This window comes from Pseudomonas sp. S3_A03 (assembly GCF_054668275.1).
Map to the genome: position 1 here is coordinate 2726495 of NZ_CP162753.1, position 22188 is coordinate 2748682.

General features: G+C 60.0%; 21 protein-coding genes and 1 pseudogene. 8 read left to right on the forward strand and 14 right to left on the reverse strand.

The window, feature by feature from the left end:
- Nucleotides 1-38 precede the first annotated feature (38 nt).
- The gene (locus AB4O25_RS12395; RefSeq protein WP_065876700.1) at nt 39-509 is read left to right on the forward strand and encodes a MaoC family dehydratase; all 471 of its coding nucleotides are present in this window, start codon (nt 39-41) and stop codon (nt 507-509) included.
- A gap of 137 nt (nt 510-646) precedes the next feature.
- Here the strand turns inward: AB4O25_RS12395 and AB4O25_RS12400 are convergent, their stop codons facing one another.
- A complete protein-coding gene (locus AB4O25_RS12400) occupies nt 647-1114 on the reverse strand; it encodes a ferritin-like domain-containing protein (protein ID WP_017529144.1) in 468 nt (155 codons plus the stop codon).
- A gap of 206 nt (nt 1115-1320) precedes the next feature.
- On the opposite strand from AB4O25_RS12400, the gene AB4O25_RS12405 reads away from it, so the two are divergent.
- Entirely contained in the window at nt 1321-1557 is a 237-nt protein-coding gene (locus AB4O25_RS12405) for a DUF3820 family protein (RefSeq protein WP_017529145.1), read from the forward strand.
- 14 nt (nt 1558-1571) lie between these two features.
- A complete protein-coding gene (locus tag AB4O25_RS12410) occupies nt 1572-2747 on the forward strand; it encodes an aminotransferase class V-fold PLP-dependent enzyme (protein ID WP_065876699.1) in 1176 nt (391 codons plus the stop codon).
- Nucleotides 2748-2889: 142 nt separating this feature from the next.
- Here AB4O25_RS12410 and AB4O25_RS12415 read toward each other — a convergent pair whose 3' ends face one another.
- The 3 genes and pseudogenes from AB4O25_RS12415 to zwf form a co-directional block, all read right to left on the reverse strand.
- Entirely contained in the window at nt 2890-3555 is a 666-nt protein-coding gene (locus AB4O25_RS12415) for a bifunctional 4-hydroxy-2-oxoglutarate aldolase/2-dehydro-3-deoxy-phosphogluconate aldolase (protein WP_026067364.1), read from the reverse strand.
- A 17-nt stretch (nt 3556-3572) separates the two neighbouring features.
- A complete protein-coding gene (gene pgl, locus AB4O25_RS12420) occupies nt 3573-4286 on the reverse strand; it encodes a 6-phosphogluconolactonase (protein ID WP_065876698.1) in 714 nt (237 codons plus the stop codon).
- Nucleotides 4273-5740 (reverse strand): annotated as a pseudogene (gene zwf / locus AB4O25_RS12425) (glucose-6-phosphate dehydrogenase). The gene pgl and the pseudogene zwf overlap by 14 nt, the downstream one beginning before the upstream one ends.
- A 219-nt stretch (nt 5741-5959) precedes the next feature.
- Here zwf and AB4O25_RS12430 point away from each other — a divergent pair.
- On the forward strand, nt 5960-6820 hold the full coding sequence (locus AB4O25_RS12430) for a MurR/RpiR family transcriptional regulator (RefSeq protein ID WP_169875662.1): 861 nt from the start codon (nt 5960-5962) through the stop codon (nt 6818-6820).
- Between the two features lie 58 nt (nt 6821-6878).
- Here AB4O25_RS12430 and AB4O25_RS12435 read toward each other — a convergent pair whose 3' ends face one another.
- From AB4O25_RS12435 to AB4O25_RS12480, 10 genes are all read right to left on the reverse strand, one after another.
- The gene (locus AB4O25_RS12435; RefSeq protein ID WP_065876696.1) at nt 6879-7724 is read right to left on the reverse strand and encodes a D-hexose-6-phosphate mutarotase; all 846 of its coding nucleotides are present in this window, start codon (nt 7722-7724) and stop codon (nt 6879-6881) included.
- 102 nt (nt 7725-7826) lie between these two features.
- Nucleotides 7827-9173, reverse strand: a complete 1347-nt coding sequence (locus AB4O25_RS12440) for a carbohydrate porin (protein WP_017529152.1) — start codon at nt 9171-9173, stop codon at nt 7827-7829.
- Nucleotides 9174-9260: 87 nt separating this feature from the next.
- A complete protein-coding gene (locus AB4O25_RS12445; RefSeq protein ID WP_003175730.1) occupies nt 9261-10421 on the reverse strand; it encodes an ABC transporter ATP-binding protein in 1161 nt (386 codons plus the stop codon).
- 2 nt (nt 10422-10423) lie between these two features.
- Nucleotides 10424-11269, reverse strand: coding sequence for a carbohydrate ABC transporter permease (locus tag AB4O25_RS12450; protein WP_003175731.1), 846 nt, complete (start codon nt 11267-11269; stop codon nt 10424-10426).
- Nucleotides 11262-12170 (reverse strand): carbohydrate ABC transporter permease, encoded by a 909-nt coding sequence (locus AB4O25_RS12455; protein WP_003175732.1) that lies wholly within the window; start codon nt 12168-12170, stop codon nt 11262-11264. The genes AB4O25_RS12450 and AB4O25_RS12455 overlap by 8 nt, the downstream gene beginning before the upstream one ends.
- 104 nt (nt 12171-12274) lie before the next feature.
- Nucleotides 12275-13561 (reverse strand): ABC transporter substrate-binding protein, encoded by a 1287-nt coding sequence (locus AB4O25_RS12460; RefSeq protein ID WP_460150898.1) that lies wholly within the window; start codon nt 13559-13561, stop codon nt 12275-12277.
- A gap of 104 nt (nt 13562-13665) precedes the next feature.
- Nucleotides 13666-14925 (reverse strand): D-mannose isomerase, encoded by a 1260-nt coding sequence (locus AB4O25_RS12465; RefSeq protein ID WP_460150899.1) that lies wholly within the window; start codon nt 14923-14925, stop codon nt 13666-13668.
- Nucleotides 14926-15107: 182 nt separating this feature from the next.
- Nucleotides 15108-15953 carry an ATPase gene (locus tag AB4O25_RS12470; RefSeq protein WP_065876693.1) on the reverse strand — a complete coding sequence of 282 codons (846 nt, stop codon included), beginning with the start codon at nt 15951-15953 and terminating at the stop codon, nt 15108-15110.
- Nucleotides 15954-16080: 127 nt separating this feature from the next.
- Entirely contained in the window at nt 16081-17079 is a 999-nt protein-coding gene (locus AB4O25_RS12475) for an NAD-dependent epimerase/dehydratase family protein (protein ID WP_017529156.1), read from the reverse strand.
- A gap of 52 nt (nt 17080-17131) precedes the next feature.
- A complete protein-coding gene (locus AB4O25_RS12480) occupies nt 17132-18025 on the reverse strand; it encodes a LysR family transcriptional regulator ArgP (RefSeq protein WP_017529157.1) in 894 nt (297 codons plus the stop codon).
- A 91-nt stretch (nt 18026-18116) separates the two neighbouring features.
- On the opposite strand from AB4O25_RS12480, the gene AB4O25_RS12485 reads away from it, so the two are divergent.
- The 4 genes from AB4O25_RS12485 to AB4O25_RS12500 all read left to right on the forward strand — a co-directional run bounded on the left by AB4O25_RS12485 (nt 18117) and on the right by AB4O25_RS12500 (nt 22122).
- Nucleotides 18117-18719: a LysE/ArgO family amino acid transporter gene (locus tag AB4O25_RS12485; protein WP_135196403.1), complete on the forward strand. Its 603-nt coding sequence runs from the start codon at nt 18117-18119 to the stop codon at nt 18717-18719.
- 177 nt (nt 18720-18896) lie between these two features.
- Nucleotides 18897-19493: a superoxide dismutase gene (locus AB4O25_RS12490; RefSeq protein ID WP_003175739.1), complete on the forward strand. Its 597-nt coding sequence runs from the start codon at nt 18897-18899 to the stop codon at nt 19491-19493.
- 158 nt (nt 19494-19651) lie between these two features.
- Nucleotides 19652-19852 carry a hypothetical protein gene (locus AB4O25_RS12495; protein ID WP_017529159.1) on the forward strand — a complete coding sequence of 67 codons (201 nt, stop codon included), beginning with the start codon at nt 19652-19654 and terminating at the stop codon, nt 19850-19852.
- Nucleotides 19853-20070: 218 nt separating this feature from the next.
- The gene (locus AB4O25_RS12500) at nt 20071-22122 is read left to right on the forward strand and encodes a putative bifunctional diguanylate cyclase/phosphodiesterase (RefSeq protein WP_017529160.1); all 2052 of its coding nucleotides are present in this window, start codon (nt 20071-20073) and stop codon (nt 22120-22122) included.
- The last annotated feature ends 66 nt before the right edge of the window (nt 22123-22188 follow it).

A 22188-nucleotide genomic window follows, 5' to 3' on the forward strand; every position in this document is an offset into this window, starting at 1 on the left:
CTGTTAAATTACCGATTAGCCACAGGATGCACCTTTAGATGACCCAGGTAACCAATACCCCTTACGAAGCCCTCGAAGTCGGCCAGACCGCCAGCTACAGCAAGACCGTCGAAGAGCGCGATATCCAGTTGTTCGCCGCCATGTCCGGCGACCACAACCCGGTGCACCTGGATGCCGAATACGCCAAGGCCACCCTGTTCAAGGAGCGTATCGCCCATGGCATGTTCAGCGGCGCGTTGATCAGTGCAGCCGTGGCCTGCGAGCTGCCTGGGCCGGGCACCATCTATATTGGCCAGCAGATGAGCTTTCAAAAACCGGTCAAGATCGGCGACACCCTGACCGTGCGCCTGGAAATCCTTGAAAAACTGCCGAAGTTTCGCGTACGCATCGCCACCCGTGTGTTCAACCAGCGCGATGAGCTGGTAGTGGATGGCGAGGCCGAGATCCTCGCGCCACGCAAGCAGCAAGTCGTGACCCTGACCGAACTGCCGCCGATCAGCATTGGTTGATTGCACTTTCATCATCAACACACAACAAATGTGGGAGGGGGCTTGCTCCCGATCGCGGTAGGTCAGGCACTTTATCGGTGACTGAACCACTGCCATCGGGGGCAAGCCCCCTCCCACATTTTTTTACTGCGTAGGGCTTACGACTGAGCGCGTGCCTGGTTACGCAGGGCTTTTACCTGATCATGGTTGCGCTGTGCGCCATGGTACTGGCGCTCAACCAGGTCACGAATGCCCAGCAGGTTGTGCTGGTTGATCTTCTCGATCGCTTCACGGTAAGCCTTGAGTGCATGGTCTTCACCGCGCTCGGCTTCGTTCAGCACAGCCTCTTCGTCTTTGCCGGTCACCATCGACTTCACGTCGACCCAGCCACGGTGCAGTGCGCCGGCGACGCTGCCGGAATCTTCCGGATCACCACCCAATGCACGCACAGCGGTTTTCAGTTCGGCAGCGGCAGTCGCGCAATCAGCGGAGCGCTTGGCGAACAGCGCTTTGAGTTCTGGGTGCTTGATGTCTTCGGCACATTCCTTGAAACCCTTCTGGCCGTCGATGCTGGTCTCGATCAGGTCGTTGAGTACAGAGATCGATTCTTTATTGATGTCAGTCATTTTTCAATTCCTTATGTGGGTTGAGGAAGGTTGCCTAGATGATTGCAGCGCTCATGCCAGGTTTTGAAAAATTATTTTCCTTTTAATTTTCAATAAGTTATGAATTATTGAACCATCTGTATGTACGTTATTTGCATGATCTGTCATTTGGCCTTCATGCAGAATGCCTGTATTTTCCAAGGTCTCGACGCAAGCGGCCGATCCCCATGAACCCCGAAAAACTCGAACTACTGATCACCCGCCAAATGCCCTTCGGCAAATACAAGGGCCGGATCATCGCCGACCTGCCGGGGCCTTACCTGAACTGGTTTGCCCGCGAAGGTTTCCCCCACGGCGAGCTGGGTGGTTTGCTGGCGTTGATGCAGGAAATCGACCACAACGGCCTGGCCGAATTACTTGAACCGCTACGCGCGAAACACGGCAAACCAGCCCCTCGCCATTGACTAAGAGCCCCGCCATGCCAAGGAACGCAGATAACGAAGATCACTGGCAGGCCATCGCCCGGTGCTATGACGTGGAACCGGGCCCGATCAATCTGGAAAACGGCTACTTCGGGCGCATGAGCCGTCCGGTGCAGGCGCAGTACCTGGACCACGTCGCGTTTATCAACCGCAGCAATTCGCTGCACGTGCGCCAACGCTTCGAGACCGGCGAAAACGTCGAGATCCGCCGCCAACTGGCCGGGTTGATCGATGTCGACCCGGAGTCCGTCGCCTTCACGCGCAATGCCACCGAAGCCTTGCAGTCGCTGATCCGCAACTACAACCGTCTGCAACCGGGCGACCAGGTGTTGATCAGTGACCTGGAGTACGACACGGTCAAAGGCGCCATGCGCTGGCTGACGGATGTTCGCGGGGTCGAAGTAGTCGAACTGTCCCACACGCACCCGGCGAGTTTCGACAGCCTGGTGCAGACGTATCGCGATGCCTTCGCCCAGCACCCGCGTTTAAAGCTGATGGCGCTGACCCACGTCACCCACCGCACCGGTCTGGTAATGCCGGTTGCGGCGATTGCCAAGGCCGCTCGCGAGCATGGCATCGATGTGATCCTCGACGGTGCCCACGCCCTGGGCCAAATCGAGTTCAACCTGGCCGACTTGGGTATCCAGTTCGCCGGCTTCAACCTGCACAAGTGGATTGGCGCGCCGCTGACGCTCGGCTTTCTCTATATCGCTCCCGAGCGCTTGGCCGATATCGACCCGGATATGGGCGAGTTCCACTACCCCGCCACCGATGTACGCGCACGTACGTCCTACAGCACGCCGAATTTTCCGGCGCTGATGACCCTGCCGCTGGTGTTTGAAGAACATCGGGCATTGGGCGGCGCGGCGGCCAAGGGCGCGCGGGTCAATTACCTGCGCGACCTTTGGGTGAGCCGGGTACGGCCGTTGGAAGGGATCGAGGTGCTGACGTCGGATGATCCGCGGCTGTATTGCGGGATCACCGCGTTCAAGTTCATGGGGCGCGATCAGCCAGTCATGGTGGATCGGTTGCTCAAGGAGTACGGCCTGTTTACCACGACGCGAACAGGAGCGGCGTTCGGTACCTGCATTCGGGTGACGCCGGGGTTGCTGACATCGGCGGCAGACATGAGTGTGCTGGTCGACGCCATTACCCAGCTAAACACACGCTGAAAATGTGGGAGGGGCTCGCCCCTTCCCACCTTCGGTTTTGTGGCGCTGTCGCGATTTTTTACAGGCAAAAAAAAGCGGTACACCGACCAAGTGCACCGCAAAAATGCCGTTAAGCACAGCAACAACGATTCGATAAATCAGCTCAATCGAGCAGCGCCAGCGCCTGTGCGGTGACTTCCTGGATGCGGGCCCAGTCGCCGTTCTTGACCCACTCCGGGTCCAGCATCCAGCTACCGCCCACGCACATCACGTTTTTCAACGCCATGTAGCTTTTGATATTGGCCGGGCCGACGCCGCCGGTCGGGCAGAACTTCACTTCGCCGAACGGGCCGCCCAGGGCCTTGATTGCGGCAACGCCGCCGCTGACTTCGGCCGGGAACAGCTTGAAGCGGCGGTAGCCCAGGCCATAGCCTTCCATGATTCCGGAGGCATTGCTGATGCCCGGCAGTAATGGGATCGGGCTGTGTACCGAGGCTTCCAGCAAGTCGCGGGTGATGCCGGGGGTGACGATAAATTGCGAGCCTGCCACTTCAGCCGCTTCGAGCATATGGCGGTCGAGCACAGTGCCGGCACCGGTGCACAGTTCCGGGCGCTGCTCACGCAACACCTGGATGGCCTTGAGGCCGAACTCGGAACGCAGGGTCACTTCCAATGCGGTCAAGCCACCGGCTGCCAGGGCATCGGCCAGCGGCAAAATGTCCTGTTCACGGGCGATGGTGATCACCGGCAGGATCCGCGCCTTGGCGCAGAGGCTGTCGATCAGGGCAACTTTATCCGCCATGGACACGGTCGGTTGTGGGCTTTTCATAGCGGCTGATCCTTGGCTCATGGGCACCAGTAAATCTCTAATGTAGGTTGCAAAAACGCGCGAATCGGCATGGCCGCAACATCGTCACTGGCCAGGGCCGCGCTCAAGGTGGTCAACTTCGAACTGCCGGAAATCGACAGCACGGTGTAATTGGCCGTGGCCAGCAACGCGCGACTCATGGTCAGGCGCTGATGCGGCACGGTCGGCGCCAGCATCGGCCAGCAACGGCGGGTACCGTCGGCCTTCAGCGCTTCGGCGAGGTTCGGGCTGTTGGGAAACAGCGAAGCGGTGTGGCCGTCGTCGCCCATGCCCAGCACCAGCACATCAATGGCCGGCAGTTCGGCCAGCAGGCGATCGGCCTGCTCGGCAGCGTCTTCAAGGGTTGGCGTCGCGCTGTACAAGCTCAAAAACCTGGCCTTGGCCGCCGGGCCTTGCAACAGGTGCTGCTTCAACAAACCGGCATTGCTGTCGGCGTGCTCCACCGGCACCCAGCGTTCATCGGCCAGGGTAATGGTGACCTTTGACCAGTCCAGGCCTTGCTTGGCCAGGTTCTGGAAAAACGCCACGGGGCTGCGGCCACCGGACACCACCAGGGTCGCTTCGCCACGGGCGCTGATGGCCACGCGCAATTGCTCGGCCACGTCATTAGCCAGGCCCTCCGCCAGCAGCACCGGCGAACGGTACTCATGGGCCGTTACGCCCTGAGGCAGTTTCAATTCAGATATCGCCATACCACGACCTCCCATCCCGCGTGATCAGTGCAATGGAGCTCATCGGCCCCCAAGACCCCGCCGCATACGGCTTGGGCGCGTCACCGGATTTCTTCCACCCGGCGATCAACTGGTCACACCATTTCCACGCGGCTTCGATTTCATCTTTGCGAACAAACAGGTTCTGATTACCGCGCATCACTTCCAACAGCAAACGCTCGTACGCATCGGGGATGCGCGCGCTGCGATAAGTGTCGGAAAAATTCAGTTGCAGTGGGCCGCTGCGCAGTTGCATGCCCTTGTCCAGGCCCTGTTCCTTGGTCATTACACGCAAGGAGATACCTTCATCCGGCTGCAGGCGAATGATCAGTTTGTTGCTGATCTGCAAGCGCTGCTCGGGGGCGAAGATGTAGTGGGACGGTTCCTTGAAGTGGATAACGATCTGCGACAGTTTTTGCGGCATGCGTTTGCCGGTACGCAGGTAGAACGGCACCCCGGCCCAACGCCAGTTACGGATATCGGCCCGCAGCGCGACGAAGGTTTCGGTGTCGCTCTGGGTATTGGAATTCTCTTCTTCCAGGTAACCCGGCACCGGTTTGCCGGCGCTGTAGCCGGCGATGTACTGGCCGCGTACCACCTGGGTGGTCAGGCCATCCGGGCTTATGGGCGCCAGGGCCTTGAGCACCTTGACCTTCTCGTCACGGATACTGTCGGCGGACAAGTCGGCCGGCGGGTCCATGGCAATCAGGCAAAGCAGTTGCAGCAGGTGGTTCTGGATCATGTCGCGCAGTTGGCCGGCCTTGTCGAAATAACCCCAACGGCCTTCGATACCGACCTGCTCGGCCACGGTGATTTCCACGTGGGAAATGTAGTTCTGGTTCCACTGGGTTTCGAACAGGCTATTGGCGAACCGCAGGGCAATGAGGTTCTGGACGGTCTCTTTGCCAAGGTAGTGGTCGATGCGGTAGGTGCGGTTCTCCGCAAAGAACTGCGCCACGGCGTCGTTGACCTTGCGCGAGGACTCCAGGTCCGAACCGATGGGCTTTTCCAGCACGACGCGGGTGTTTTGCGCCAGGCCGACCTTGGACAGGTTCTCGCAGAATCGCCCCGTACACCGCCGCTGGCGTGGCGAAGTAGGCGATCAGGCATTGCTCGGTGCCGGCTATTTCGGCCAAGGCCACATAATCGTCGGCCTTCATGAAGTCGACGTGTACGTAGGTCAGGCGCGCCAGGAACCGCTGGGCGATGGTCTCTTCCAGTTCTTTGCCGACGTATTTGCGCAGTTCTTTTTCGATATGGGCCAGGTGCTGTTGCTCGGAGCCGGCTTCACGGGCCAGGGCCAGGATGCGCGTATCGTCGTGCAGCAGCCCGGCGCCATCGAGTTGATAGAGGGCAGGAAATAACTTGCGCAGCGCCAGATCACCCAAGGCGCCAAACAGGGCAAAGGTGCAGGGTTCTACGGTTATCAAAGGCATGATGTTTGTTCTTTTATCAAGTTAAGCTACAAATACCTTTTTTCAAGGTATCACTCAAGGAAAAATGTAGTAATAACCACAACATTTTGCCGAAATGCGCATTCCGAGTGGTGGTGTTCAGCTACCCTCAGTAGGATAGGCCACCGCGAAAAGCCACTCGTCGATTGGCTGCCGCCCTTTATTTGCATCGTCGCCCGAAGGAAAGACTGAATGGACCGCGTGCGAAATCTTCTGGAACAGATCCGGAACCGCCTCGAAGAATTGAACAAGGCCGAGAAAAAAGTCGCCGAGGTCATCCTGCTCAACCCGCAGCAGGCGACCCGCTTCTCTATCGCCGCTCTCGCCCAAGCCGCGTCGGTCAGTGAACCGACGGTCAACCGTTTCTGCCGTTCGTTCGGCGTCAGCGGTTACCCTGAACTCAAATTGCAACTGGCGCAAAGCCTGGCCAGTGGCGCGGCCTATGTCAGCCGCGCCGTGGAGGCCGATGATAACCCTGAGGCCTATACCCAGAAGATCTTCGGCAGCGCCATCGCCTCCCTGGACAGTGCCTGCCAGGCGCTGGACCCCGCCCTTATCAGCAAGGCTGTGGACCTGTTGATCCAGGCGCGGCAGATCCACTTCTTCGGCCTGGGCGCTTCAGCCCCGGTGGCGATGGATGCCTTGCACAAATTCTTCCGCTTCAACCTGTCGGTCACCGCCCATGCCGACGTGCTGATGCAGCGCATGATCGCGTCGGTGGCGCATACCGGCGAGCTGTTCGTGATTATTTCCTACACCGGGCGTACGCGTGAACTGGTGGAAGTAGCCCGTATCGCCCGCGAAAACGGTGCCTCCGTGCTGGGCGTGACCGCCGAGAACTCGCCGCTGGCCAAGGCCAGTACAGTGAGCCTGAATATTCCGTTGCCGGAAGACACCGACATCTACATGCCGATGACTTCGCGGATCATCCAGCTGACGGTACTGGACGTGCTGGCCACCGGCATGACCTTGCGTCGCGGGGTGGATTTCCAGCCGCATTTGCGCAAGATCAAAGAGAGTTTGAATGACAGCCGGTATCCGGTTGGGGATGAGTTCAACTAAGCCGGCCTGTGTGTTGGCTTCACTGGCCCTATCGGGGGCAAGTCGAATCGTCGCACCGCTAAACCCCCGCTCTCGCCTGCAAACTCAGGTGCGCCCTCTCCCCCGGCGCCAAACTGGCACCGGCCATCGCCGACTCCACGCACACAAACCCCGACGCCTCGTTGAAACTGACGCCCAACAGCGGCCGGCTGCCAGGATGCCATACCACGGTGTCAGCGCTGTCACCGGTGTCGATACACAGTTCGCGCTGCCAGGCGTGGTCCTTGAGGTGTAACTCACCCTCATGCTGGAATACCCGCTGGCACCCACCGTCCACCCGCAATTCGCCTTCCTGCTGGCAAGCCTGACGATTGAGCTGGTCATAACCTTGAGCGCCGTCGAGCCCAGACAGCGCTATCTCGTCGACGTGACCAATACGCCAGTAAGCGTGCAAAGCATGGCTCAACTGGCACGGCAACTCGTCCTGATGCTCGGTGCTCAGGCGCAGCTCCAGGGTTTCGCCCAGGTGCGCATGCAAGTCCACCTGCCAATCGCACAGCTGCAATTGCCAGTGCAGGCGCACGCCTTCGTCGTCGGTGCTGCTGTCGAGCAGTTTCCAGTCGATCAAGCGCGCCCAACCATGGGACGGCCAGGCATTCTCGCTGGGGTGGCGGCCATACCACGGCCAGCACACCGGCACGCCACCCCGTATGGCGCCGACTTGCGGCCACTTGGCCGCGCACCACAGCCATGGTTTCTGGCCACGGGGCTGAAAATGCAGCAGTTGCGCGCCCTGACGACTGAACACCGCCTGGCACAGCGGATGGTCGATCACCAACACGTCGCGCATCTGAAAGCGCTCCCAGGCAAACACCGGACGCTCGCGCAGGGATTTGAAAAAGCGTTGCAGCGGTTGCTCATGCATGTGCCACGGTCCTGAATATCTTCACAGTGCCACCCAAAAAAAGCGGATAGCCATGGCTACCCGCAAAATGCGCACAGAGAGAAGGAGCTTATCGCAACAGCGTTAGAACGTAGACTGGATTTTCAGGCCAGCCACCAACGCGTTGTCGACTTTATCCACGCCGCCAGGTTGCACGACGTACTGCAGGTTGGGACGCACGGTCAGCCAGTTGGTAACGTGGAAGCCGTAGTTGATTTCGAAGTTGTATTCGGTTTCGCGGATCGGCGTGTACAACGGGTTGTCGTAATCGCTGACACCATTGGCGGCATTGAGCAGTTCGGCGTTTTTCTTCACGTCGTTGTTGACGTGCAGGCGCGCGGCGCCAATGCCGACGTCGTCTTTTGGACGCGCATCGAATGGGCCTTTGTACACCAGCATGAGCGACTGATAGTTGTCGACCAGGTTGGTTTCCTTGTCGTGGAAGGTCGCGTTGGCCGCGATGTTCAGACCACGGGAAGCGTCGCCGTTATGCGTGGTGAGTTGCTGTTGGGCAACGAACCAGTAGCCTTTCTTGCTGCTGCGGGTACGGAAGTCTGCGCCAGTGAGGACAGCATTGCCGCCGTTGACGTCTTCACGTACATCCGGAGCATCGGCCGCGCTCTTGTAGTAACCCACACGGTATTCGCCCGGCAGGTTATTAACCTTCGGCGACCAGACCAATTCCACCGGAATCACGGTGCCCTTGGTGCCGCTGCCGCTGAGCTTGAAGCCGTTGCCGTGTTCAAGCTGCGATGGGTTCTGGTTGTAGGCACCGATTTGCGCATACAGCTCTGGCGTGATGTTGTACTTCACGCGGATCGCCGCCTGGCTGACCGGCCAGTTGTACCAGGTGTTCACGTAGTTACCGACCTGGGAGCCGCAGAACGACAGGTTCTGGAAGTCGCACGGGAAGGTGTTGAAGTCTTCGCCTTCACCGAAGTAACCGAGTTTCACATCCAGTTTGTTGTCGAACATCTGGTGCTGGATCCAGAACTGGGTCAGACGCACCATGTGGCCACGACCGTAGACTTCCATGGACGAGCTCAGCGTGCCGGCACGCGGGTCGCCAATGCGGTCGTTGGAAATGTTCTGGCCATTACGGTTGGTGAACTGGATCTTGGCTTGGGTGTTGTCCCAGCCCCACAGTTTTTGCAGGTCCAGTGCCACGCCCAGACCGAACTGGTCGGAGTAGCGACCGGTCTTGTCGTCGTTGAAGCCACCGTGGGCGTTGTAGCCCATCTCCCCTACGTAGTCAGCCTTGATGTCGATACCTTGCTCGATCAGCTTGGTACGTTCGCCGCCCCAATCGCCGGTCATCCACTTGGAATCGGCGCTGAATGCATCGGCCGCCATCGCATTGGCGGACAATACCAGGGCTGCTGCCGCTGACAATTGGCAGATCAGCCGGGTGTTGTTGTGTTGCTTTTTCATCCCTACATCCTCGTCTTTATTGTTATTAAACTGTTTTTATCTAACGCGGGTTACATTTTTTTCAATTAAAACAATACGTTACCTGCTTCAGCGACCCTTGAATTGGGCCACATTGTCGGCATGCCCCTGTGCGGGCAATGAAGAAGCGGTGCCCAGCCGCTCGCCGGTGTTGGCGTCGAACAACAAGACCTTGGCCGGGTCGAATTGCAGGGTCAGCGTCTCCCCCACTTGGGGTGCTACGTCCGGTGCAAGACGGCAGCACACCTTGGTGTCATTGAGCTGCACGAACACCAGGGTGTCCGGGCCGGTGGGCTCGGTGACCTGGACTTCGGCACGAATGCTCGACGACCCATTGCCTTCCCCCGTCGCCAGCACGATTTGCTCCGGGCGCAGGCCCAGGATCACATCGCGGTCTTCCAGGCCCGTGTCGTTCATGCTCAGCGGCAATTCGCAACGGGCCTGGCCGCTGTCGAGCAGCGCAACCAAATGACCGTCTTTGCGTTTTAGGCGCATGGGAACGAAGTTCATGGGTGGTGAACCGATAAAGCTTGCCACAAATAGGTTAGCAGGGTCGTTGTAAATTTCTTTCGGCGTGCCGAATTGTTGGATGATGCCGTCCTTCATCACCGCCACTTTGTCGCCCAGGGTCATCGCCTCGATCTGGTCGTGGGTCACATAAACCGTGGTGGTCTTGAGGCGCTGGTGCATCAGCTTCATTTCGGTGCGCATCTCGACGCGCAGCTTGGCGTCGAGGTTGGACAGCGGTTCGTCGAACAGGTAGATCTTCGGGCGACGCGCCAACGCACGGCCCATGGCCACACGCTGTTGCTGACCACCAGACAGCTGGCCCGGCTTGCGATTGAGCAGGTGCTCGATCTGCAGCAGCTTGGCCACGCGCGCCACTTCGGCATCGATGTCGGCTTGCGGCATCTTGCGGATCTTGAGGCCGAACTCGATGTTCTCGCGCACGCTCATGGTCGGGTACAGCGCGTAGGACTGGAACACCATGGCGATGTCACGATCCTTGGGGCTCATGCCGCTCACGTCCTGGTCGCCGATCATGATCGCGCCACCGGTGATGGTTTCCAGGCCGGCGATGCAGTTCATCAGCGTGGATTTACCACAGCCCGACGGGCCGACCAGGATCAGGAATTCGCCTTCCTTGATCGACAGTTCGATGTTCTTCAAGGTGTCGGGCAGGCCGGCGCCATAGGTCTTGTTTACATTGCGAAGTTCAAGCGTAGCCATGATTACCCCTTGACCGCGCCGGCTGTGAGGCCGCGCACGAAATACTTGCCTGCGATCACATAGACCAGCAGGGTCGGCAGCCCGGCGATCATCGCCGCCGCCATATCCACGTTATATTCCTTGGCCCCGGTGCTGGTGTTGACCAGGTTGTTCAGCGCCACTGTGATGGGCTGGGAGTCGCCGCTGGAGAACACCACGCCGAACAGGAAGTCGTTCCAGATCTGGGTGAACTGCCAGATCAGGCAGACCATGATGATCGGGGTCGACATCGGCAGAATGATCTGACGGAAGATGGTGAAAAAGCCCGCACCGTCCAGGCGTGCGGCCTTGATCAGCGCGTCCGGAATGCTCACGTAGTAGTTACGGAAGAACAGCGTGGTAAACGCCAGGCCGTAGACCACGTGCACAAACACCAGGCCCGTGGTGGTGCTGGCCAGGCCCATCTTGCCGAGGGTGAACGACGCCGGCAGCAGTACGGTCTGGAACGGCAGGAAGCAGCCGAACAGCAGCAAGCCGAAGAACAACTGCGAACCGCGGAAACGCCAGAACGACAGCACGTAGCCATTCAGCGCACCGATGGCGGTGGAGATGAGCACGGCCGGAACGGTGATCTTGATCGAGTTCCAGAAGTAACCATCCACCGTATCCCAGGCCTTGATCCAGCCAATGCCGGTGACTACGGTCGGCCAGCTCAGCAGGTTGCCGGTGGTGATGTCTTCCGGGGTCTTGAAGCTGGTGAGCAACATCACCACCAGCGGCACCAGGTACAGCAGCACCGCGAGAATCAGCACCGCGTAGATCGCGATGCGACTCAGGCTGATGGCGGGTTTGGAGGCGAGACTAGTCATTACGTTTGGTCCTCAGCTCGGAGTAGAGGTAAGGCACGATGATCGCGAGGATCGCACCGAGCATCAGGATTGCACTGGCCGAACCCATGCCCATCTGGCCACGGCTGAAGGTGAACGAGTACATGAACATAGCAGGCAGGTCGGACGAGTAGCCCGGGCCACCGGCGGTCATCGCCGCCACCAGGTCGAAGCTCTTGATGGCGATGTGCGCCAGGATCATCACCGCACTGAAGAACACCGGACGCAGGCTGGGCAGCACCACGCTCCAGTAGATGCGCGGCAGGCTCGCGCCATCGATCTGGGCCGCACGGATGATCGATTGATCAACACCGCGCAGGCCGGCGAGGAACATCGCCATGATAAAGCCCGAGGCTTGCCAGACAGCAGCGATCACCAGGCAGTAAACGACGCGGTCCGGATCGATCAGCCAGTCCAGGCGGAAACCTTCCCAGCCCCAGTCACGCAGGAGTTTGTCCAGGCCCATGCCCGGGTTGAGCAGCCATTTCCAGGCGGTACCGGTGACGATCATCGAGAGCGCCATCGGGTACAGGTAGATGGTGCGGATAAAGCCTTCGCGGCGGATTTTCTGGTCGAGGAAAATCGCCAGCGTCACGCCGATCACCAGGGTGATGCCGATGAACATGCCGCCAAACAGCGCCAGGTTCTTGCTCGCCACCCACCAGCGATCGTTGTCGAACAACCGCTCGTATTGCGCAAGACCGGCCCATTTGTAACTCGGCAGGAATGTGGAGGTGGTGAACGACAACACGAACGTCCACAGGATGTAGCCGTAGAAGCCCACCAACACGATGAACATGCTGGGCGCCAGCACCAGTTTGGGTAGCCAGCGCTGCAGTGCATCGAACGGCGAGGCTTTGCTGAACACAGCAACAGAACTCATGGGAAAATCCAATACAGAGAAAAAGGACTACAGCTTGCAGGGGCCGGCTTGTGGGGTGAGCGAGCTTGCTCCCTCACTCCAAAAGCCGGGTTCCTACAACGGTGTTACTTGGCGGACTTGATCGCAGCGCCCAGTTTCTTGGCAGTGTCGGCCGGGTCGGCTTTCGGGTCGTTGATGTAGTTGGTCACGACGTCAAAGAACGCACCTTGCACAGCCAGGGTGGTGGCCATGTTGTGCGCCATGCTCGGCTGCAGGCCACCGGTCTTGGCGTCTGCCAGGAAGTCCTTGGCGGCGGTCTGGGCACAGGAGTCAAAGCCGTAGGAATCCATTTTGTTCAGCATGTCGTTGCGCACAGGGATCGAGCCCTTGTTGATGCTGAACACTTTCTGGAAGTTCTCACCCAGCACGACTTTGGCGATGTCCTGCTGACCGGCAGCCGTGCCTTTGTCTTTCTGCTTGAACACCGCCAGGGAGTCGATGTTGTAGGTGAAGGCTTTGTCGGTGCCAGGGAACGCTACGCACTCGTAGTCCTTGCCCGCGACTTTCTTGGCGGCGGTCCATTCGGACTTGGCCCAGTCACCCATGATCTGCATGCCGGCCTTGCCGTTGATGACCTTGCCCGCTTCGAGGTTCCAGTCCTGGCCTTTGCCGTCGACGTCCATGTAGGTCGCGACTTTCTTCAGCTCAGTGAGGGCCTTGACCATTTCCGGACCGGTCAGAGCGCCGTTATCCAGGTCGACCAGGGCTTTTTTGTAGCCATCAGCGCCCATCACCGACAGAACCACCGCTTCGAACACAGTACTGTCCTGCCATGGCTGGCCACCGTGGGCGAGCGCGATGAAGCCCGCTTTCTTCAGCTTGTCGCCGGCTGCGTAGAATTCTTCAAGGGTGGTGGGGTTCTTGGTGATGCCGGCTTTCTTGAAGACTTCCGGGTTGATCCACAGCCAGTTCACGCGGTGGATGTTCACCGGCACGGCCACGTAGTCACCTTCGTACTTCACGGTGTCGGAGACTTTCTTGTCGAGCAGGGAATCCCATTTTTCTTCTTTGGCCACGTCTTTCAGGACGTCGGTGTCGAGCAGGCCAGTGGACGCCCATTCCTGGATGTCGGGGCCTTTGATCTGGGCCACGCCTGGCGGGTTGCCGGCGACCGCGCGGCTTTTGAGCACGGTCATGGCCGTGGCGCCGCCGCCACCTGCGACGGCACCGTCTTTCCAGGTGAAGCCGTCTTTCTCAACTTGGGCCTTCAGGACATCTACAGCCGCTTTTTCGCCACCCGAGGTCCACCAATGCACAACTTCAACCGTCCCTTTGGAGTCGGCGGCAAATGCACTGAGGGGGAACAACGAGACAACGGAAATAGCTACGGCGAGGCGATTAATCGCGTTCATCTGAATACCTTTTCTTGTTGTTATGCATGCAAGTCTGGAGCTTGCGCTGCACGGAGTTTAAACATGGTTTTTTTGAGCGCAGGTAACAAAGGGATGCACAAATGTCACCACCTGGTGACATAGCGTCCAGCGCCTAAAGCGCTGGCCATGCTAGGTGCCAAAGGCAGTGCAGGCAGCACTACCGCTTGCCAGGCATGGTACAGGTCCGGCTTGCCACCCCAGATGTTGCAGCTGGGCTGGTTGTGCGGGCTGAGTTCGTGGTGCCAGCTGCCGTGGTGCCGATCGATGAAATGGGTCTCGCAAAACTCCCAGAAGCGTCGGTACCAGGTTTCATAGTGAAGCTCACCGGTACGCTTGAGCAGGGCCTGGGCCGCGGCGCTGGCCTCGGCGTGGGTCCAATGCAGGCGCTCGCGCACCACCGGCCGATGCTGCCAGTCCAGGGTGTAGACGATGCCGGGGGCGCCGTCCACGTTCCAGGCGTATTCGCAGGCACTGGCGAAAAGCCCCTTGGCATCGCTGACCAGCCAATCCGGCGTGACCAGGCCGGCCTGCAGGCGCGCAGCCTCCAGATGCAGCACCAGGCGCGCCCACTCGAAACCGTGGCCAGGGGTGATGCCATAAGGGCGGAAGCCGTCGGCGGGGTTGTCTTCGTTGTAACCGTGCACGGGTTGCCAGCGGCTGTCGAAATGCTCGATCACCATGAATTGGTTGTCGGCGGCATGACGGTGGATCACCCGCTCAACGATGCGCAACGCGCGGTCGAGCCACCGCGTGTCACCCGTGACATCCGCCAGCGCCAGAAAGGCTTCGGTGGCGTGCATATTGCTGTTGGCGCCGCGATAGGCTTCGATACCGCTCCAGTCTTGGGCAAACGATTCGAGCATCGCGCCCTCCTCCTCGCTCCAGAAGAACTGGTCGATGATGTGAATGGCGTCATTGAGCAGGGTTTGCGCACCGGGAGCCCCCGCCACCACCGCAGAGCTGGCCGCCAGGGCGACGAACGCATGCAGGTAGGCCGCCTTGCCAGTGTTGCCATCCTGGGCGTGTGGCGCGGCGAACCAACCGCCGTGCTCGCTATCGCGCAAAGGGCCACGCAGGACCGCCACACCGTGTTCAACCCATTCGGCATACCCCGGCAGCCCCATGGCATGGGCCATGGCGAAACTGTGGGTCATGCGGGCGGTGTTCATGGTTTCGGCGCGGGCACTGGCCGCAAGGCGGCCTTTATCGTCCAGGTTGCCGAACCCGTCTGGCAGACGGGACGACTTGGCGAATGACAGCAGGCGCTGGCCTTCGGCGGCAAGCCAGGCGTGATGGGCAGGTGCATTCAGCCAACTGCTGGCAGGCAGTGGTTGCGTGGTCATGGGTGGCCCTTATTGTTTTTTGTGGGGTGACGGGAGTCTAAACAAGGGCGTGAGAGGGGCAAGTAACGAAGGGGATCATAAATGTCACCAAGCAGTGACAATGCTACAAGCGAGCGTGATTCAACTCACGACAATGATCCAAATGTGGGAGCAACCCCCTCCCACATTTTGGCCAGCTTTAGTCATTGAGCCTGCGGGGTGATCTTCGCCGGCGTATTGAGCTGCTGTTGCAGGTTCTGCACCTGGCTCTGCAAGGTGGTGATATTGCGCGTGGTCTGGATGCGGAAGACGTCGAACTCTTTATTGGTGGGTGCATCGCTGTTGGCCGGCTGGGCGTCCTGTGCGCTTTTAAGCACTACAAGGTCCTGCTCCAGGCGGGCAATGGCCGCGCTCGGGTTGCCTTGTTTCTTCAGGGCGGCAACGTCGGCCACCAGTTCCTTTATCTCGGCATCGCGCTTGCCGGCATCGCCTTGCGCGGCCTTGAGGCTGGCCACGGCGTCGGTCAGGGCTTGTACCTGGCCTTGCAACTTGCTGTTGGCAGTGGAGAGGTCGGCGGTGCTGGCGGTCATTTGCGCCAGGCGCTTGTCCAGTTCGGTGGCCTGGCCGGCGACGCCGAGTTGCTGCTTGCCCTGCTCCTGCAACTGGCTTTCCAACTGTTTGATCTGCGACTTCAGCGCTTCGCTGCCGTTATTCACGCTGGCTTGGCTGGCGACGACCCTGCCGGAAATGTCCTGCAGGCGCCCCGCCGCTTCTTCGCTGATGCGTGCAAAGCTTTCCTGGGTGGCAACCAACTGCTGGCCCATCAGGGAGATCTGCTGGAAACTCCACCAGGCCAAGCCGGCAAAGGCGATCAGCAGCGCGCCGATCAATGCCCACAACGGGCCGGTGCTGGCACTCTTGACCTTGACTACCGGTGTGTTGCGCGAACGCACCGAAGTGGCCGGGGAAGGTTCGAAATCATCGTCATCCCCTGGATCGGCCCGCAGGCTGGGAACGTTGTCGAAGTCGTCGTTGGCATCGTTACGCATGAATCAACCCTGAATCGCTGAAATGGCTGGCGGGAACGCCAGGCGACGGGAGTATAAACCGCAGTCCCATCGCACTGATCGACCGGGAACCACCCATTCGGTTCCCGATGTGTTGCCTGGTGTGACCTTACTTGCCACCCGGGTCCTGGGCTTTCCACCAACCGCAGAACTCGTCGAGGGCGGCCCACAGGCTGACCTTGGGCTCGTAGTCCAGATAATGCCTGGCCCGGCTGATGTCGAGGGTGAAATCTTTGTTCATGACTTGCATGCCCAGGCGCGATAACGCCGGCTCCGGTCGCCCCGGCCACAGGGCGCAGAAAGCTTCGTTCAACGCCGCCACGCTGTAGGACAAGCCGTAGGATCGATAACGGGTCACCTGGGGTAACTCCATTTGGCGCATCACGTAGTTCACCACATCCCACACCGGCACCGGCGCGCCGTTGCTGATGTTGTAGGCCCTGCCCAGCGCCGAGCCAGGGGCCAGCAAGCTGCTGAGCAGTGCTTCATTGAGGTTGTGGATGCTGGTGAAGTCGACCTTGTTCAGACCGTCGCCGACAATCGCCAGGCGGTTCTTGCGCTGCATTTTAAGCAGGCGCGGGAAGATGCTCATATCGCCGGCGCCGGTAACAAAACGTGGGCGCAGGGCCAGCACTTCAAGGCCGAACTCCTGGGCACCGAACACTTTCTGCTCAGCCAGGTACTTGGTGGCCGCATAGGGATGCTTGAAGCGCTTGGGCACTTGTTCTTCAGTCAGGCCCAGATGGTCGCGACCATCAAAATAGATCGACGGCGACGACAGGTGTACCAGGCGCCCAACCCGCTGTTTCAGGCAGGCCTCGACGACGTTTTCGGTGACCAGCACGTTGCCCTGGTGAAAATCCTGGTAACGCCCCCACAGCCCCACGGCACCGGCGCAGTGCACCACCGCTTCGACATCGCGGCACAGGTCGCGCACCAGGTCGGCATCATTGAGGTCACCCTGGATAAACTCGGCACCGCGCCGTACCAGGTGCTCCACGCCCTCGGCGCGGCGCCCGTTAACCCGCACGTCCAGGCCCTGCTCCAGGGCGAAACGCGCAAAGCGCCCGCCAATGAAGCCGCTTGCGCCGGTGACCAGAATCTTCATGTGTTACCCCGTGTTCTTTCGTTTTTCATTGCTGTTGCCTTGACGCCCGCTGTCAGTCCAACGGCACCAACCATTGACCACACGCCTGGGCCAGATGGTCGGTCAACAGGCCCAACAATTGCCCGCCGCTGCGCCAATGATGCCAGTACAACGGCACATCGATCGGTTTATCGGGCAATAACTCCACTAACACGCCCTTTTCCAACTGGTGGCGCACCTGCAATTCCGGCACCAGCCCCCAGCCCAGCCCGGCCTCCGTGAGCCGGATAAAGCCTTCGGACGATGGGCATAAATGATGCTCGAAACCACCGTCCACCCCGAGGGATGCCAGGTAGCGATGCTGCAGGAAATCGTCCGGGCCAAACACCAGCGCGGGCGTGCGCGCCAGTTGATCGGCGCGCACGCCTTGCGGGAAATGCCGGGTAATAAAGGCCGGGCTGGCCAATGCGCGGTAGCGCATGGCGCCGAGCAGCAGGCTGCGGGCTCCGGCTACCGGGCGTTCGCTGGCGCAAATGCAGGCCGCCACTTCACCGGCGCGCATCCGCTTGAGGCTGACGGCCTGGTCTTCAACAACCAAGTCGAGCAACAGATGTTGCTCGGCGCAAAATTCGCTGACCGCCTCGGCCCACCACGTCGCCAGGCTGTCGGCGTTGAGGGCGATGCGCAGGCGTTCGGGCATGCCCTCTTCATCCAGCGCCGGCACCTGGCTTTGCAGGTCACGTTCCAGCAAGCGCACCTGTTGCACGTGATTGAGCAGGCGTCGGCCGATATCGGTGGGCGTCGGCGGCGTGGCCCGCACCAGCACCGGCTGGCCGACGCGCGCCTCCAGCAACTTGATGCGCTGGGAGATCGCCGATTGCGACAGCCCCAGCACCTGGGCGCCGCGCTCGAAGCCAGCCTGTTCCACTACGGCCGCGAGGGCAGACAGTAATTTATAGTCGAACATCAGTTTCTCTAATGAGCGATCAGCAATATTGGTTTTTCTTATACAGCCTCGACCCCGAGAATGACCAGCATCGCCTTGAGGATCTTTATTTATGTGGCAAAGCTATATGAACGGACTGCTGGTGGCCCTTGGCCTGATCATGGCAATCGGTACGCAAAATGCGTTTGTCCTGGCTCAGAGCCTGCGCCGCGAGCATCACCTGCCCGTCGCTGCCCTGTGTGTGATCTGTGATGCCGTGCTGGTGGCTGCCGGGGTTTTCGGCTTGGCGACGGTGCTGGCGCAGAGCCCGATACTGTTGGCCGTGGCGCGTTGGGGCGGTGCGGCATTCCTGTTGTGGTACGGCACGTGCGCGCTACGCAGGGCGTGTTCGAAACAGAGCCTGGACCAGGGCGCCAGTCTCAAGACCCGCTCATTGCGCGCCGTGCTGCTCAGTGCCCTGGCGGTGACCCTGCTCAACCCCCATGTCTACCTGGACACCGTGCTGCTGATCGGCTCCCTGGGCGCGCAACAAACCGAACCGGGCGCTTACGTGGCGGGGGCGGCCAGCGCGTCGTTCCTGTGGTTCGCCACGCTGGCACTCGGCGCGGCATGGCTGGCGCCCTGGCTCGCACGCCCGGCGACCTGGCGGCTGCTGGATCTGTTGGTGGCCTTGATGATGTTCAGCGTGGCCTATCAGTTAATAAGCGCGCCTTGAACTTATTCCAAAAGGCTCTGGAACCTCTATCCCACACAGTTGTTGCGTGGTTTTGCCGCACCCCCGGTGCTATGATCCTGCCCCTGCGCCGCAAAGAGTACAAACTCCCCGGCGCTTGTTTGGCCGCCCGTGATCGGCCTTGCGCTCACCGCAACTGACCTGATTAGGAGAATTATCATGGCTTTCGAATTGCCGCCGCTGCCCTACGCACACGATGCCCTGCAGCCGCACATCTCCAAGGAAACCTTGGAGTACCACCACGACAAGCACCACAACACCTATGTCGTGAACCTGAACAACCTGGTGCCAGGCACCGAGTTCGAAGGCAAGACCCTGGAAGAGATCGTTAAATCCTCTTCGGGCGGTATCTTCAACAACGCCGCTCAGGTCTGGAACCACACCTTCTACTGGAACTGCCTGGCGCCAAACGCCGGTGGCCAACCTACCGGCGCACTGGCTGAAGCTATCAACGCAGCGTTCGGTTCGTTCGACAAGTTCAAGGAAGAATTCACCAAGACGTCCGTCGGCACCTTCGGTTCCGGTTGGGGCTGGCTGGTGAAAAAAGCTGACGGTTCCCTGGCCCTGGCCAGCACCATCGGCGCCGGCAACCCGCTGACCAACGGCGACACCCCGCTGCTGACCTGCGACGTATGGGAACACGCCTACTACATCGACTACCGCAACGTGCGTCCCAAGTATGTGGAAGCGTTCTGGAACCTGGTCAACTGGAAGTTCGTGGCTGAGCAGTTCGAAGGCAAGACCTTCACTGCCTAAACAACGCGTGCAGTAGAAAGAGCCCGGCGATCGCCGGGCTTTTTTTGTGGGCGCTTGAAAAATGCACGCCGTGCAGGAAGTGTGGAACTCACTGAAACGAATTCGCCACCCAGACGACGAGAGAAATACCTCTCTCAGTTCATGTAGGAGACTCCGCAATGGATCCGTTATCGATGGGTATGTCGGCATTGTCATCAGTGATGCCAGTCGTCGGCCAAGGCCTGGATTTGCTGGGCAAAGGCTTGGATGTGCTCGGGAAGATCGTGGACGCAAAAAGCACCAGCGCCAATCAGGACCCAGGCAAAATCGGCGCCGATACGCACCAGAGCAACACTGTTCAGATCAGTTACAACGCATAAAACAGCGGGTCCCGCCAGGCGGGATAGCCAAAAGGTTCGCGCCCTTTGGGCCCCGCGCCACACCAGAGAGCGGCGGATTTTATCCGCCCTCTTCCTGCCCCACCTGCATTCGACCGCTTCCCGTTACCCCACGCCCCAATGTTCCTTTGACGGCCGCCATCAGATTGCCAATACTCATGGCATATTGAAGGCCACCCGCATGAGACAAGGAATGCCCCTTGAAGCTGGAACTCAAAAACAGCTTGTCGGTGAAGTTGCTAAGGGTGGTGCTGCTCTCGGCATTGATCGTTGGCGTGGCGCTGAGCGTGGCGCAGATCGTGTTCGATGCTTATAAGACACGCCAGGCCGTAGCCGGCGATGCCCAGCGCATCCTCGACATGTTTCGCGACCCTTCGACCCAGGCCGTCTACAGCCTGGACCGCGAAATGGGCATGCAGGTGATCGAAGGGCTGTTTCAGGACGAGGCCGTGCGCATGGCCTCCATCGGCCATCCCAACGAGACCATGCTGGCGGAAAAAAGCCGCGCGTTGCAGCAGTCCCCCAGCCGCTGGCTGACCGACCTGATTCTTGGCCAGGAACGCACCTTCACCACTGCATTGGTTGGCAAAGGCCCGTACAGCGAGTATTACGGCGACCTGAGCCTGACCCTCGACACCGCCACCTACGGCAAGGGTTTTATTGTCAGCTCGGTGGTCATCTTTATTTCCGGCGTGTTACGCGCGCTGGCCATGGGCCTGGTGCTGTACCTGGTGTATCACTGGCTGCTGACCAAACCGTTGTCGCGGATAATCGAACACCTGACCTCCATCAATCCGGATCGGCCCAGCGAGCATAAGATCCCGCAACTCAAGGGGCACGAGCACAACGAGTTGGGGCTGTGGATCAACACCGCCAACCAGTTGCTGGAATCCATCGAACGCAACACCCACCTGCGCCACGAAGCCGAAAGCAGCCTGTTGCGCATGGCCCAGTACGATTTCCTGACCGGTCTGCCCAACCGCCAGAAGCTGCAGGAGCAACTGGACAAGATCCTGATCGATGCCGGTCGCCGGCAACGCCGGGTGGCGGTGTTATGTGTAGGGTTGGATGACTTTAAAAGCATCAACGAGCAGTTCACCTACCAGGCCGGCGACAAATTGCTGCTGGCCCTGGCCGACCGCTTGCGTGCCCATAGTGGCCGCCTTGGGACCCTCGCGCGTCTGGGCGGCGACCAGTTCGCCCTGGTGCAGGCCGACATCGACCAACCTTACGAAGCCGCCGAGCTGGCGCAAAGCATCCTCGACGACCTGGAAGCGGAATTCGCCCTCGACCACGAGCAGATCCGTCTGCGCGCCACTATCGGCATCACCCTGTTCCCCGAAGACGGCGACAGCACCGAAAAGCTGCTGCAAAAGGCCGAACAGACCATGACCCTGGCCAAGAGCCGTTCGCGCAACCGCTATCAGTTCTATATCGCCAGCGTCGACAGCGAAATGCGCCGCCGCCGCGAACTGGAGAAAGACCTGCGCGACGCGTTGAGCCGCGACCAGTTTCACTTGGTGTACCAACCGCAGATCAGCTACCGCGATCAGCACGTGGTGGGCGTGGAAGCGCTGATTCGCTGGCAGCACCCGGAGCATGGGCTGGTACCGCCGGACCTGTTCATCCCACTGGCCGAGCAGAACGGCACCATTATTGCGATCGGTGAATGGGTGCTGGACCAGGCCTGCCGCCAATTGCGCGAATGGCACGACCAGGGCTTCACCGCCCTGCGCATGGCGGTCAACCTGTCCACCGTGCAGTTGCACCACTCCGAATTGCCGAGGGTGGTCAACAACCTGATGCAGATCTACCGCCTGCCGCCGCGCAGCCTGGAGCTGGAAGTCACCGAGACCGGCCTGATGGAAGACATCAGCACCGCCGCCCAGCACCTGTTGAGCCTGCGCCGCTCCGGTGCGTTGATCGCCATCGATGACTTCGGCACCGGCTACTCGTCCCTGAGCTACCTCAAGAGCCTGCCGCTGGACAAGATCAAGATCGACAAGAGCTTCGTCCAGGACCTGTTGGACGATGACGACGATGCGACCATCGTGCGCGCCATTATCCAACTGGGTAAAAGCCTGGGCATGCAGGTGATCGCCGAAGGCGTGGAAACTGCGGAACAGGAGGCTTACGTCATTTCCGAGGGCTGCCACGAAGGTCAGGGCTACTACTACAGCAAACCCTTGCAGGCACGCGAGCTGGCGGCTTTTTTGAAGCAGGCCGAGCGCAATAACGCGGCCATTCTCTGACGCGGCAATACGATACTGAATATTTCCCGCGTGTACCCCTTTACACAAAATGCAAATCTTTCGCAT

Excerpts from the sequence above, each read along its gene's own strand:
- AB4O25_RS12455 (WP_003175732.1), bottom strand. The coding sequence starts at position 12,170 with ATGAGTTCTGTTGCTGTGTTCAGCAAAGCCTCGCCGTTCGATGCACTG.
- AB4O25_RS12415 (WP_026067364.1), bottom strand. The coding sequence starts at position 3,555 with ATGAAAAGCCCACAACCGACCGTGTCCATGGCGGATAAAGTTGCCCTG.
- AB4O25_RS12485 (WP_135196403.1), top strand. The coding sequence starts at position 18,117 with ATGTGGCAAAGCTATATGAACGGACTGCTGGTGGCCCTTGGCCTGATC.
- AB4O25_RS12470 (WP_065876693.1), bottom strand. The coding sequence starts at position 15,953 with ATGCGTAACGATGCCAACGACGACTTCGACAACGTTCCCAGCCTGCGG.
- AB4O25_RS12490 (WP_003175739.1), top strand. The coding sequence starts at position 18,897 with ATGGCTTTCGAATTGCCGCCGCTGCCCTACGCACACGATGCCCTGCAG.
- AB4O25_RS12445 (WP_003175730.1), bottom strand. The coding sequence starts at position 10,421 with ATGGCTACGCTTGAACTTCGCAATGTAAACAAGACCTATGGCGCCGGC.
- AB4O25_RS12450 (WP_003175731.1), bottom strand. The coding sequence starts at position 11,269 with ATGACTAGTCTCGCCTCCAAACCCGCCATCAGCCTGAGTCGCATCGCG.
- AB4O25_RS12465 (WP_460150899.1), bottom strand. The coding sequence starts at position 14,925 with ATGACCACGCAACCACTGCCTGCCAGCAGTTGGCTGAATGCACCTGCC.
- AB4O25_RS12400 (WP_017529144.1), bottom strand. The coding sequence starts at position 1,114 with ATGACTGACATCAATAAAGAATCGATCTCTGTACTCAACGACCTGATC.
- pgl (WP_065876698.1), bottom strand. The coding sequence starts at position 4,286 with ATGGCGATATCTGAATTGAAACTGCCTCAGGGCGTAACGGCCCATGAG.
- AB4O25_RS12475 (WP_017529156.1), bottom strand. The coding sequence starts at position 17,079 with ATGAAGATTCTGGTCACCGGCGCAAGCGGCTTCATTGGCGGGCGCTTT.
- AB4O25_RS12435 (WP_065876696.1), bottom strand. The coding sequence starts at position 7,724 with ATGCATGAGCAACCGCTGCAACGCTTTTTCAAATCCCTGCGCGAGCGT.
- AB4O25_RS12395 (WP_065876700.1), top strand. The coding sequence starts at position 39 with ATGACCCAGGTAACCAATACCCCTTACGAAGCCCTCGAAGTCGGCCAG.
- AB4O25_RS12480 (WP_017529157.1), bottom strand. The coding sequence starts at position 18,025 with ATGTTCGACTATAAATTACTGTCTGCCCTCGCGGCCGTAGTGGAACAG.
- AB4O25_RS12405 (WP_017529145.1), top strand. The coding sequence starts at position 1,321 with ATGAACCCCGAAAAACTCGAACTACTGATCACCCGCCAAATGCCCTTC.
- AB4O25_RS12410 (WP_065876699.1), top strand. The coding sequence starts at position 1,572 with ATGCCAAGGAACGCAGATAACGAAGATCACTGGCAGGCCATCGCCCGG.
- AB4O25_RS12495 (WP_017529159.1), top strand. The coding sequence starts at position 19,652 with ATGGATCCGTTATCGATGGGTATGTCGGCATTGTCATCAGTGATGCCA.
- AB4O25_RS12460 (WP_460150898.1), bottom strand. The coding sequence starts at position 13,561 with ATGAACGCGATTAATCGCCTCGCCGTAGCTATTTCCGTTGTCTCGTTG.
- AB4O25_RS12440 (WP_017529152.1), bottom strand. The coding sequence starts at position 9,173 with ATGAAAAAGCAACACAACAACACCCGGCTGATCTGCCAATTGTCAGCG.